The sequence below is a fragment of the Pseudomonas umsongensis genome, from assembly GCF_012647205.1.
GTDB lineage: Bacteria > Pseudomonadota > Gammaproteobacteria > Pseudomonadales > Pseudomonadaceae > Aquipseudomonas > Aquipseudomonas umsongensis.
The window spans coordinates 825,363-837,500 of record NZ_CP051487.1; the positions used below are offsets into that span (position 1 = coordinate 825,363).

Consider the following 12,138-nt stretch of genomic DNA (forward strand, 5'->3'; position numbering starts at 1 on the left):
AAAGAGGCGCCATCCACTGGTGCGCTAAGGTGAAACGAAACGTTATCGCCGCGTTGCAGTCAGTCGCATATCGCACCTCCTCGGCAAAGGCCCGACATGCTCACGATTCTCAAGCAAGAAACCTTTCTGCTACTGGCCTTGATCGCCGCACTCGTGGCTTTCCCGCTTGAGCACTGGTTGCTGCACAGCGGCCAGGCGATCGCGCTGGCTGGCGGGCTGGTGCTGATCGCATTCATCGTCGCCGCCTCCATGCGTGTCGCCCATCAAGCCGAACTGCTCGCGGAAAAGGTCGGCGACCCTTACGGCACGATGATCCTGACCTTGGCCGCGGTGCTGGTGGAAGTGGTGATCCTGGCGATCATGATGAGCAACGAAGCGTCGGCTACGCTGGTGCGCGACACGATTTACTCAGCCGTCATGCTCGACATCAATGGCATCCTCGGCCTGGCGGCGTTGATGGGTGGGCTCAAGCATGGCGAACAGTCCTACAACGACGATTCGGCGCGCAGCTACAGCGTGATGATCCTGACCGCGATGGGTGTGTCGATGGTGGTGCCGGAGTTCATTCCCAAAGGCGACTGGAAGCTCTATTCGGCGTTCACCATTGGCGCGATGGTGGTGCTTTACGCCTTGTTCCTGCGGATGCAGGTCGGGCCGCACAGTTACTTTTTCAGCTACAGCTACCCGGAAAAACGCCGCAAGAAAGAACCGCTGGAGCAGGAGCCGGCACCGATCAGCCTGACATTGTCGATCGGCATCCTGGTGTTCGGTGTGGTGGTGATCGGTGCCCTGGCCGAAGTGATGTCCAAGACCCTCGACCTGGGGCTGGAAGGGACGGGCGCACCGCCGGTGATCACGGCGATTCTGGTGGCGGCCATTTCGGCCGCCCCGGAAATTCTGACGGCATTGCGCGCAGCATTGGCCAACCGCATGCAGGCGGTGGTCAACATCGCGTTGGGGGCGTCGCTGTCGACGGTGATCCTGACGGTGCCAGTGATGGAAGCAATGGCGCTCTATACCGGGCAGCCGTTCCAGATGGCAATGACCCCGGTGCAGACGGTGATGATCTTCATCACCCTGATCGTCAGTGCGATCAACCTCAACGATGGCGAAACCAACGCCATCGAAGGGATGACTCACTTTGTGCTGTTTGCGACGTTTATCATGTTGTCGTTGTTGGGTCTGTAGGAGCTGGCGCAGCCTGCGATCCTTTGATCTTGTTTTTTAGAAGCAAAATCAAAAGATCGCAGGCTGCGCCAGCTCCTACAGTGGATCGGTGTTGGGTCAGACGCCCGCGATCAACTGCCGAGCCGCCTGGCTGTGATCGGCAATCAACCCCTTCAGGTCCAGCCCCTCGACCTGCCCGTCGATCACTCGCCATTTGCCGCCGACCATCACTCGGTCTGCACGGTCCGCGCCGCACAAGAGCAGTGCCGATACCGGATCGTGGCTGCCGGAGAAGCGCAACTCGTCGAGTTTGAACAGCGTCAGGTCAGCTTGTTTGCCCACGGCGATTTCACCGATGTCGCTGCGCCCAAGCAAACTGGCCGAGCCTTTGGTCGCCCAGCCCAGTACGCGCTCTGGTGTGATTTTCTCGGCACCGTAGCGCAGGCGCTGGATGTACAACGCCTGACGGGTTTCGAGCATCATGTTCGACGCATCGTTGGAGGCAGAACCGTCCACGCCAAGACCGAGCAACGCGCCGGCATCGGTTAGCTCGATGGTCGGGCAGATGCCGGAGGCCAGGCGCATGTTCGAGCTCGGGCAATGGCAAATACCCGTGCCGGCGGCGCCAAGGCGGGCGATTTCATCCGGGTTGAAGTGGATGCCGTGTGCCAGCCAGGTACGCGGTCCGAGCCAGCCGACGCTGTCCAGGTAATCGACGGTGCGCAGGCCAAAGCGCTGCAGGCAGAAATCTTCTTCGTCGAGGGTTTCCGCCAGGTGCGTGTGCAGGCGCACGTCGAGGTTGTTCGCCAGTTCGGCGCTGGCAGACATGATTTGCGGGGTGACGGAGAAGGGGGAGCAGGGCGCCAGGGCGATCTGGATTTGCGCGCCTTCGCCACGTTCGTGGTACTCGGCGATCAAGCGCTGGCTATCGGCCAGGATCACTTCACCTTCCTGCACGGTTTGCTGCGGCGGCAGGCCTCCGTCCTTTTCACCCAGGCTCATGGAGCCGCGCGTCAGCATGGCGCGCATGCCCAGTTCGCGAACGCTCTCGACTTGTACATCGATCGCATTTTCCAGGCCTTCGGGGAACAGGTAGTGGTGGTCGGCGGCCGTGGTGCAACCGGACAACAGCAGTTCAGCCAAGGCGACTTTGGTGGCGAGGGCGAGCTTTTCCGGAGTCAGGCGTGCCCAGACCGGGTACAGGGTTTTCAGCCACGGAAACAACGGCTGGTTGACCACGGGTGCCCAGGCGCGGGTCAGGGTTTGATAGAAGTGGTGATGGGTGTTGATCAGCCCCGGCAGGATCACATGCTCGCGGGCATCGAATACTTCGTTGCACGGCGCGGAGGGCTGTTGGCCGAGGCCAAGTACTTCGACGATCAGACCGTCTTGCAGCACCAGGCCGCCACGGGCGTCGAGGTCGTTGGCTGTAAAAATGGCGAGGGGATTTTTTAACCAGGTACGGGTCGCAGGCATGTTGGCCGGCTCCTCTGAAAGTTGGGTTCAGGGTTGCCAGCTCAGTGTTGCCCTGTCTGCTGATCCAGGGTCGCCGGGGAGGCGAGGTGCCAAGTTTTAATCAAAACGGTGTCGCGGGCAAGCCCGGTCCGACCAGACAACGTAAAACCCTTGCAGGAGCGAGCATGCTCGCGAAAAACGTCCAGACAACGCGGGCATCCAGAAAGCCCGCGTCATCTTTGGCGTCCATCGCGAGCAGGCTCGCTCCTACAGTGGGCGGCGGTGGTTACCAGGGAATGGTTTCACCCCTGTAGTTGATGAAGTGATGCCCGCCCTTGCCGGCATACGCATTCACCTGGTCAATCAGTCCGCGTGTGCTGGTGTCCACATCGATGTCAGCACCTTCACCGCCCATGTCGGTTTTCACCCAGCCCGGATGCAGCGACAGTACGGTAAGGCTGGTTTCGCCCAACTGCGTGACGAAGCTGTTGGTCATGGAATTGAGTGCAGCCTTGCTGGCCTTGTACAGCGCCAGTTCCGGCGCGTCTGGCATGGTCACGCTGCCCAACACCGAACTCATGAAGGCCAGCACGCCGTTGTCCGGGCGGATTTGCCCTACAAAGCGTTGCGCCAGGTTGATCGGCGCCACGGCATTGGTGAAGAACAGTTGGCCAACCTCGGCCAGGGTCGCGCCGCCGTTTGGTGTCTGCACCTCAGGGCCTTTCACCCCGGCGTTGACGAACAGCAGGTCAAACACTTCGTCCTTGAGTTTCTGGCTCAGCATGATCACCGCTTGCTGATCGTCCATGTCGAGTTTCTCGATCCGCACCTTGCCCAATGCCTTGAGGGCCTCGGCGTTTTGCGGATTGCGCACAGTGGCGGTCACTTGCCAGCCATCGGCAAGCAGGGTTTTCACCAGGCCGAGGCCAAGGCCGCGGGAGGCACCGATGATCAGTGCGGTTCTGGACATGTGTGGCTTCCTTGAGGTTCAGGGACGTGGATTCAATGGACAATCTTGTCCAAGCCGTTGTTGCAACTCATCGCGCAATGCGCCCAGTTCGGACATGCGCGCTTCGATCAGTTTGAGCTTGTCTTGCAGCAATCGTGTGACGGCACTGTCCGGATCGGGCGACTGCCAGATGGCGCCGACGCTGTGGCCGATCTCGCCGAAGTTAAAGCCCAGCCGTTGAGCGGTCTTGATGTACTGCACCAGCTGCACCCTGTCTGCCGGGTCGCGGCTGACGGCGCTGGCCTGGGCTAATTCACCGATGCGCATCATCACGTCTCTTCGAGGGCTTGACCCTGGAGCATACTCCAGGCTTTAGCCTGGTTGCTCCCGGAAATTGATGGAGCAATATCGATGTGGACTTCAATGCAATATCGCCGCTTGGTTCGCGGCAGTGCCTGGTATGACCTGATCGTTATGGCAGCGTTTGCCACGCCATGGAGTTTTGTCGCGGTGCACGGGCTTTTGTTGAGCTTGAGCCAGGCTTTCAATCTATCAGGCGAGCTACCGCCGTTCGAACCGATGCACGTGTTGATGGCGAATCTATTGGGCTCGATAGTCTGCGTGTGGGCGGTGCTGCGCATTCGTGATCCGCAGCAGGTTTATGGGCGGTATGACGCCGTGGCCAGATTCCTGTTCTCGGCTTGGCAGGCTTATGCCCTGATCCATGGTGTGAGTTCGCTGCTGGTGATTTTTCTGGTGTTTGAATTGATGTGGGGCATTGCTCAAGTGTTGCCAGTGCGGGCCTCTTCGCGGGCAAGCCCGCTCCCACAGGGACTGCGCCAGACACATTAATAGCGGCGCACGCGCATATGTGGGAGCGGGCTTGCCCGCGAAGAGGCCAGACCAGACAACTGCTAATGCCCAGCCTGCCACGGCTGCCCCAATGAAACCGGCGCATACAATCGTGTGCGCACCTTGTCCCGGGACAGCAGCACCAGCACCACAATGGTCGCCACATACGGCAGCATCGCCAGCAAACTCGATGGAATCGCCAGCCCCAGCCCTTGCGCCACCAGGTGCAGGATGCTGGCGAGTCCGAACAGGTACGCGCCCAGCAGCAAGCGCCATACCCGCCAACTGGCGAATACCACCAGCGCCAGGGCAATCCAGCCGCGGCCGGCGCTCATGTTTTCCGCCCACATCGGTGTGTAGGCCAGCGATAGGTACGCGCCGGCAAGTCCCGCCATCGCGCCGCCAAACAACACCGCCAATGCGCGCACGGCCAACACCGGCAAACCCATTGCGCTGGCCGCATCCGGGTTTTCCCCGACCGCCTGGATGATCAGCCCGACGCGGGTCTGCAGCGTCACCCAGGCCACCAGCGCAAACAGCGCGAATGACAGGTACACCAGCAGATCCTGGGCGAACAGCATCCGTCCGATCAGCGGTATCTCGCTCAAATAAGGGAGTGCCACCGGCTCGAAGCCCGTTAGCGGTTTGCCAACCCACGCCGCACCGACAAAGCTCGACAACCCCACGCCGAAGATCGTCAGGGCCAGCCCCGTGGCGACCTGGTTGGCATTGAAGACCAGCGCCACCAGAGCGAACAACGATGACAACAGCATCCCGGCGAACATCGCCAGCAATACGCCGAGCCACAGGTTGCCGGTGCTGAACGCGATGATGAACCCCATCACCGCGCCAAACAGCATCATCCCTTCCTGGCCCAGATTGAGTACGCCGCTTTTCTCGCAGACCAGTTCGCCCAGCGCCACCAGCAACAGCGGTGTACCGCAGCGAACCATGGCGTAGAAAATGTTACTCAGCAGATCGATATCCATCACAGGGCCCCTACTTGTTGTTGTACGGCAGTGGCGAGTGCACGGCGTTTCCTGCGCAGGTTCAAGCGGGGGCGGTAGAGAATCAGCACATCACAGGCCAGCAGGAAAAACAGCATCATCCCCTGGAACAGTTGGGTGATCGCTTGCGGCAGGTTCAAGCTCATTTGCGCACTCTCGCCACCGATGTAAAGCAACGCCATCAACAAGCTGGAAACGAGAATGCCAACCGGGTTCAAGCGCCCGAGAAACGCTACGGTGATCGCTGCGTAGCCGTAGCCCGGGGACACTTGCGGTACCAATTGCCCGATCGGCCCAGTCACCTCACATGCACCCGCCAAGCCCGCGAGGCCACCGCTGACCAACAGCACCAGCCAGACCAGGCGTTTTTCTCGAAAGCCGGCGAAGCCAGCCGCGCGCTTGTCCAGCCCAAGCACTTTGATCTGGAACCCGACGAAGCTTTTGTGCAACAGCACCCACACCGCCACCAGGGCGAGCAGGGCGAAGTACACGCCTGCGTGAATTCGACCGTCTTCCATTAACAGTGGCAAGCGGCTGGCGTCACCGAACATCGCCGACTGCGGAAAATTGAAACCCTGCGGATCTTTCAGCGGACCGTGGACGCAATACAACAGCAGGTTCAACGCGATGTAGTTGAGCATGATGCTGGTGAGGATTTCATTGGCGTTGAAGCGAGTTCGCAACCACGCTGTCAGCCCTGCCCACGCGGCACCGGCCAGGGTTCCGGCAAGCAGGATCACGAACAGTGCCCAGCGGCTTTGCACCTCGATGAAGTTCACCGCCAGCACGCTGCCGGCCAAGGCGCCGAGCAGCAGTTGGCCTTCGGCGCCGATGTTCCAGATCCGCGCCTGGTAGGCAACGGCCAGGCCCAGCGCGCAGAGCAGAATTGGTAACGCTTTGACCAGCCACTCGGAGAGCCCGTACAGGTCGCTGATCGGCGCGACCAACAGCGTATGCAAAGTCAGCAATGGATCGTGGCCCAAGGCGATAAACAGCAATGAGCCACTGCCCAGGGTCAGGGCCGCCGCCAACAACGGCGAGCACCACAGCATCAGGCTCGATTGCTGGCCACGTGGTTCAAGAGAAAGCAGCATGTGAACTCCGTTAGCGTGTGGCGTAGGCGGGCAATTGAGGGGCGTCGAACTGGCCGGCCATCCAGCCACCGACATCGGTCAGGCGAGTGTCGACTGTGGCCTTGAGCGGTGATAACTGGCCGCTGCACAAGGCGCCGAGGCGGTCGCTGATCTGGAACAATTCTTCGAGGTCTTCGGAAATCACCAGGATTGCCGCGCCGGCATCGCGCAGAGCAATTAGCGCCCGGTGAATGGTCGCGGCCGCGCCGACATCCACGCCCCAGGTCGGGTGCGCAGCCACCAGCAATTTCGGTTGTTGAAGTATTTCCCGGCCCAGAATGAATTTCTGCAAGTTACCGCCAGATAGGCTGCGGGCTGGTGCATGGGGGCCGGAAGTCTTGACCCCGAAGCGGCGAATGATCTCCTGCGCGAGCGCCTGGACCTTGCTGCGCTGGATCAGCCCCTTGCTCACCAGACCGTGCTGGAATGCGCTGAGCAGGGCGTTGTCCGCCAGGCTCAGATCCGGCACGGCGCCATGCCCCAGTCGTTCGGCCGGAACGAAAGCCATTCCGCGTTGGCGACGGGCATCGGCACGTAGATGCGCAACCGGTTCGCCGCCAAAGCTGATGGTTGCAGCCTCATTGCGGCTCAGTCGTTCTTCGCCGCTGAGCAACGCCAGCAGCTCGTCCTGACCATTGCCGGCGACACCGGCGATGCCGACGATTTCACCGCTGCGCACGGCAAGGTCGATGGCCTTGAGCGAGCAACCGAACGGGTCCGGGTTGTGCCACGACAAACCTTGTATGTTCAAAAAAACATCGCTGCCGGCCACCTTCGTGTAATCGTCGATCAACTCCGCCGCTTCGCCAACCATCAGGCACGCCAGTTGCCGATCCGAGTAGTCGGCCGGTACGCAATGCCCGGCGACTCGCCCGCCGCGCAACACGGTAGCGCTGTGGCAAAGCGCGCGCACTTCGGCGAGTTTGTGGCTGATGAACAAAATGCTGCAGCCCTCGGCGGCCAGTCGACGCAGGGTCACGAACAAGTCCTCGGCCTCCTGCGGAGTCAGCACCGAGGTCGGTTCGTCGAGAATCAACAAGCGGATGTCCTGCATCAGGCAGCGAATAATTTCCACCCGTTGCCGTTCGCCGATGGACAGGCTGTGCACCAGTCGCTGCGGCTCCAGCGACATGCCGTAGCGTTGTGACACATCATCAATCTTGCGTTCAAGCTGGCTGGGCGAGCCTGCCGCCGCCGCCATGGCCAGTGCGATGTTCTGCGCCACGCTCAGGGTTTCGAACAGCGAGAAGTGCTGGAACACCATGCCGATCCCCAGTTCGCGAGCCTGGGCCGGATTGCGCAGGTTCACGGGCTGGCCATGCCAGAAAATCTCGCCAGCATCGGCATGGACGACGCCGTAGATGATTTTCATCAAGGTGCTTTTGCCGGCACCGTTTTCGCCGAGCAACGCGTGGATTTCACCGGGGGCGATAGTCAGGTCGATGGCATCGTTGGCCAGGCAGCCGGGGTAGCGTTTACTGATGTTGCTCAGTTGCAGACGGGGCGTTGGATCGGCGGTGGGCATGACAGGCTCGATTCGATTGAATTGATGCCTGTGGATAAAGCAATTTTCTGGCCATCAGGTCAGGAAATATTCTGGAAGTCCTTGTGTCAGGGCATTGCGCTCGCTGCCGTGTTGGGGTTGATCGCGAAGCAGGCACCACTTGAGTGCAACACCGTTGATCCGCTCCCGTTTTGCGCATCTGCCTTTGATCAAAAAATGAGCACATGACCGCAAGCCATGCCCGATATGTAGCCGCGCCAGCCATGAACGGGTTATCCACAGATTGTTCCACAGTATTTGTGCGCAAGCTCAAAGGGTGGGCATAAGCGCGGGGCGGCTTTCTTCTAAAAGTGCTAAACCAACCTAACTGATTGTTTTCATTTGTATTTAGCAGTTTTAAAGAGGAAATGGACGAAAAATGAGCAAAGCCCGCAAAGCCGCATGAGAGAAGGGTTACAGCGGTATGTGCTCAGGTTATCCACAGGCGGGTGCACAGCAGATGTGGGCAACTAGGCGATAAGTGCAAAAAGCGCAGTGCTCCAAAAGATCGCAGCCTGCGGCAGCTCCTACAGGGGATAGCGTTCTCCCTGTAGAAGCTGCCGCAGGCTGCGATCTTTTGATCTTGCTAGCGCTGCAACACAATCCGCCCACGACTCAGGTCAGCGAGTTGAGACTGCAAAGTTGCGATCTGCCCGGCACCCACCGCCAACTGCAATTCAACGCCATTGGCCGTGAAATCCTCCTGCACCACCAGTGCGCCGAGTTCCGCGACGCGCAGCTTGACCAACGCTAGCTCACTGAACGCACAAGCGCATCGCACCGGCACTCGACTGATCAACTCAACCTTTGGCGCCGCTTGCAGGCACTTGTTGGCACCGCCGCCATAGGCCCGGGCCAGTCCGCCTGTGCCCAGTTGAATGCCGCCATACCAGCGAATGACCAGCACGACGACCTGATCACAATCCTGTGCCTCGATGGCCGCCAGAATCGGTCGGCCAGCCGTGCCGCCAGGCTCGCCGTCGTCGGTACTGCGGTATTGATCGCCGAGCTTCCACGCCCAGCAATTGTGCGTAGCGTTCGGATCGCTGTGTTGGGCGATGAAGGCCTGGGCGTCGGCGGGGCTGCCGATCGGCGCGGCAAAAGTGATGAAGCGGCTTTTGCGAATCTCTTCGCGGTATTCGCAAAAGTCGCTGAGGGTAAAAGGCATAGTGGTCTTAGAGGGAAGGTGTCAGGCCGCAGCCTTTGAGAATGATACGGATCAGATTGTTGCCGGCGTCTTCCATGTCCTGCTTGGTCAGCTTGCTGCGTCCGCTGACCCGGCAGATCTGCGTGGCGAAGTCGGCGTAATGCTGGGTGCTGCCCCACAGCAGGAAAATCAGGTGTACCGGGTCGACCGGGTCCATTTTGCCAGCGTCAATCCACGCCTGGAACACCGCTGCACGGCCTTGGAACCAGGTGCGATAGTCCTGGTTGAAATATTCGGTCAGGCATTCGCCGCCACTGATGACCTCCATGGCGAAGATTCGGGACGCTTGCGGCTGGCGCCGGGAAAACTCCATCTTCGCGCGGATATAGCGGGTCAGGGCTTCGGCGGGGTCGTCTTGCGCGGTCAGGGTATTGAAGGTGCTGTCCCACAACTCGATGATGTTGCTCAGCACCGCCACATACAAACCGAGTTTGTTGGTGAAGTAATAATGCAGGTTCGCTTTGGGCAAGCCGGCATTCAGGGCAATGGTGTTCATGCTGGTGCCCTTGAACCCGTGACGGGCGAACTCGTCCTCGGCGGCCTTGATGATGGTCTCTTCGTTTTTCTGACGAATGCGGCTGGCGGGCTTGCCGCTGTGAGCTGGGACTTCAAAGGTCATGGGCACTTCCGATCAAGAGGGGTTGCGGGCCTTGACGTTGATAGCGCACCCACAGGTTCCAGACAAGTCCCGTTAAGAAAAACCCCTGTCAGCGTGTCGCGGCCAGGCTCTCCAGGAAGCTTTCCAGCACCAGGTGCGGACGGCGCCCCTTACGCGTGACCGAGGCAAGGCTCAGGTCATAAAAACGCGTCTTGGCTTTCAGTGCCCGCAAGCGTCCCTGTTGCACCCAAAGACTCGCATAGTGATCCGGCAGATAACCGATATAGCGCCCGGTCAGGATCAGAAAGGCCATGCCTTCACGATCCGATGCGCTGGCGGTGCAATTGAGCGCTTGATAATGAGCCTGGATGTCCGCCGGCAAACGGAAGGTCGGGGCAATCGCGTCCTGGCTATTGAGGCGTGCATCGTCCAGTTGCCTGTCATCGACATAAAACAGCGGGTGGCCCACCGCGCAATACAGCAGCGAGCGTTCGCTGTAGAGCGGTTGATACTCCAGCCCGGACAGCGCACTTGCCTGTGGCACCACTCCGACGTGCAGTCGACCGTCGAGGACGCCTTGCTCCACTTCGTTGGGCGCGATCATCCGGATCTGAATCTGCACATCCGGTCCGCGTTCCTTCAATTGCGCCAGGGCATGGGTAATGCGCATGTGCGGCAGCGTCACCAGGTTGTCTGTCAGGCCAATGGTCAACTCGCCGCGCAGATGTTGGTGCAGGCCGTTGACCTCGGTGCGGAAACTTTCCAGTGCGCTCAATAGTTGCAACGCCGACTGATAAACCTCGCGACCTTCTTCGGTCAGGGAAAATCCGGCACGCCCGCGTTGGCACAGACGCAAACCCAGGCGCTGTTCCAGGTCACTCATTTGCTGGCTGATCGCTGATCGACCGATGCCGAGCACGCTTTCAGCCGCGGAGAAGCCGCCGCATTCGACCACGCTGCGAAAGATCCGCAGCAGACGGATATCGAAGTCGCTGACTTGTGCCAGTGGATCGGGACGACGGCTGCTCATGCGCTTACTCGATAGTTTAGTGAGGGGCTGACTGAAGGTTACAAAAGTTGGATTTCACCGACTTTATCCCCGTGGCAACTTAGCTGCAACAGCGGTTTTTAATCCCTACGCGCTTATTGCCTTGCGAGGTTTCACCCATGAACTTGCCTGAAAACGCCCCGACATCCCTGGCCAGCCAGCTCAAGCTCGATGCCCACTGGATGCCGTACACCGCCAACCGTAACTTTCAGCGCGACCCGCGCCTGATCGTTGGCGCCGAGGGCAGTTGGCTGATCGACGACAAGGGCCGCAAAGTCTATGACTCGCTGTCTGGTCTTTGGACCTGCGGCGCCGGGCACACCCGCAAGGAAATCCAGGAGGCGGTGGCCAAGCAACTGGGTACCCTCGACTACTCGCCGGGCTTTCAGTACGGCCATCCGCTGTCGTTCCAGCTGGCGGAAAAGATCACCGACCTGACGCCGGGCAACCTGAACCACGTGTTCTTCACCGACTCGGGTTCCGAGTGCGCCGACACGGCAGTGAAGATGGTGCGAGCCTACTGGCGCCTCAAAGGCCAGTCGACCAAGACCAAGATGATCGGCCGTGCCCGTGGCTATCACGGCGTGAACATCGCCGGCACCAGCCTCGGTGGCGTGAACGGCAACCGCAAGCTCTTCGGCCAGGCGATGATGGACGTCGATCACCTGCCGCACACCTTGCTGGCCAGCAATGCGTTCTCCCGCGGCATGCCGGAGCAGGGCGGTATCGCCCTGGCTGACGAACTGCTCAAGCTGATCGAACTGCACGATGCCTCGAACATCGCGGCGGTATTCGTCGAGCCCATGGCCGGTTCCGCTGGCGTACTGGTGCCGCCACAGGGTTACCTCAAGCGCCTGCGCGAGATCTGCGATCAGCACAGCATCCTGCTGGTGTTTGACGAAGTGATCACCGGTTTCGGCCGTACCGGCAACATGTTCGGTGCCGACACCTTTGGCGTTACCCCAGACTTGATGTGCATCGCCAAGCAAGTCACCAACGGTGCGATCCCGATGGGCGCGGTGATTGCCAGCTCCGAGATCTACCAGACCTTCATGAATCAGCCGACGCCTGAATACGCGGTGGAATTCCCCCACGGCTATACCTATTCCGCGCACCCGGTGGCGTGCGCAGCGGGCCTGGCAGCACTCGACCTGCTGCAAAAGGAAAACCTGGTACAGA

Annotated in this window: 12 protein-coding genes (1 of these 12 cut by a window edge); 3 read left to right on the plus strand and 9 right to left on the minus strand. The window is 60.3% G+C overall.

All coding sequences use genetic code 11. The features are described from left to right. Positions 1-96 precede the first annotated feature (96 nt). Complete coding sequence (locus tag HGP31_RS03610; RefSeq protein WP_168757189.1) at positions 97-1,188, plus strand: calcium:cation antiporter; 1,092 nt, start codon at positions 97-99, stop codon at positions 1,186-1,188. Positions 1,189-1,284: 96 nt separating this feature from the next. Here the strand turns inward: HGP31_RS03610 and HGP31_RS03615 are convergent, their stop codons facing one another. From HGP31_RS03615 to HGP31_RS03625, 3 genes are all read right to left on the minus strand, one after another. Next, a complete protein-coding gene (locus tag HGP31_RS03615) occupies positions 1,285-2,643 on the minus strand; it encodes an 8-oxoguanine deaminase (RefSeq protein WP_168757190.1) in 1,359 nt (452 codons plus the stop codon). 265 nt (positions 2,644-2,908) lie between these two features. Continuing rightward, positions 2,909-3,592 carry an SDR family oxidoreductase gene (locus tag HGP31_RS03620; RefSeq protein ID WP_020796333.1) on the minus strand — a complete coding sequence of 228 codons (684 nt, stop codon included), beginning with the start codon at positions 3,590-3,592 and terminating at the stop codon, positions 2,909-2,911. Between the two features lie 18 nt (positions 3,593-3,610). After that, positions 3,611-3,898 (minus strand): MerR family DNA-binding protein, encoded by a 288-nt coding sequence (locus HGP31_RS03625; RefSeq protein ID WP_080725338.1) that lies wholly within the window; start codon positions 3,896-3,898, stop codon positions 3,611-3,613. An 84-nt stretch (positions 3,899-3,982) separates the two neighbouring features. On the opposite strand from HGP31_RS03625, the gene HGP31_RS03630 reads away from it, so the two are divergent. Next, entirely contained in the window at positions 3,983-4,423 is a 441-nt protein-coding gene (locus tag HGP31_RS03630) for a hypothetical protein (RefSeq protein ID WP_168757191.1), read from the plus strand. Between the two features lie 62 nt (positions 4,424-4,485). Here the strand turns inward: HGP31_RS03630 and HGP31_RS03635 are convergent, their stop codons facing one another. From HGP31_RS03635 to HGP31_RS03660, 6 genes are all read right to left on the minus strand, one after another. After that, on the minus strand, positions 4,486-5,412 hold the full coding sequence (locus HGP31_RS03635) for an ABC transporter permease (RefSeq protein ID WP_020796330.1): 927 nt from the start codon (positions 5,410-5,412) through the stop codon (positions 4,486-4,488). Next, positions 5,412-6,524: an ABC transporter permease gene (locus HGP31_RS03640; RefSeq protein WP_020796329.1), complete on the minus strand. Its 1,113-nt coding sequence runs from the start codon at positions 6,522-6,524 to the stop codon at positions 5,412-5,414. Before HGP31_RS03640 ends, HGP31_RS03635 begins: the two co-directional genes overlap by 1 nt. Before the next feature lie 10 nt (positions 6,525-6,534). Next, complete coding sequence (locus HGP31_RS03645) at positions 6,535-8,088, minus strand: ABC transporter ATP-binding protein (RefSeq protein ID WP_168757192.1); 1,554 nt, start codon at positions 8,086-8,088, stop codon at positions 6,535-6,537. A 604-nt stretch (positions 8,089-8,692) separates the two neighbouring features. Beyond that, positions 8,693-9,274, minus strand: a complete 582-nt coding sequence (locus HGP31_RS03650; RefSeq protein ID WP_033041420.1) for an IMPACT family protein — start codon at positions 9,272-9,274, stop codon at positions 8,693-8,695. Between the two features lie 7 nt (positions 9,275-9,281). Beyond that, a complete protein-coding gene (locus HGP31_RS03655) occupies positions 9,282-9,932 on the minus strand; it encodes a TetR/AcrR family transcriptional regulator (RefSeq protein ID WP_020796325.1) in 651 nt (216 codons plus the stop codon). Positions 9,933-10,020: 88 nt separating this feature from the next. Beyond that, the gene (locus tag HGP31_RS03660) at positions 10,021-10,941 is read right to left on the minus strand and encodes a LysR family transcriptional regulator (RefSeq protein WP_020796324.1); all 921 of its coding nucleotides are present in this window, start codon (positions 10,939-10,941) and stop codon (positions 10,021-10,023) included. A gap of 137 nt (positions 10,942-11,078) precedes the next feature. On the opposite strand from HGP31_RS03660, the gene aptA reads away from it, so the two are divergent. Then, a protein-coding gene (gene aptA, locus HGP31_RS03665) for an omega-aminotransferase AptA (RefSeq protein ID WP_083350094.1) crosses the window boundary here: on the plus strand, positions 11,079-12,138 show its 5' portion. 290 nt of this gene lie beyond the right edge of the window; the window shows 1,060 of its 1,350 coding nt (coding positions 1-1,060); it begins with the start codon at positions 11,079-11,081; its stop codon lies beyond the right edge, outside the window.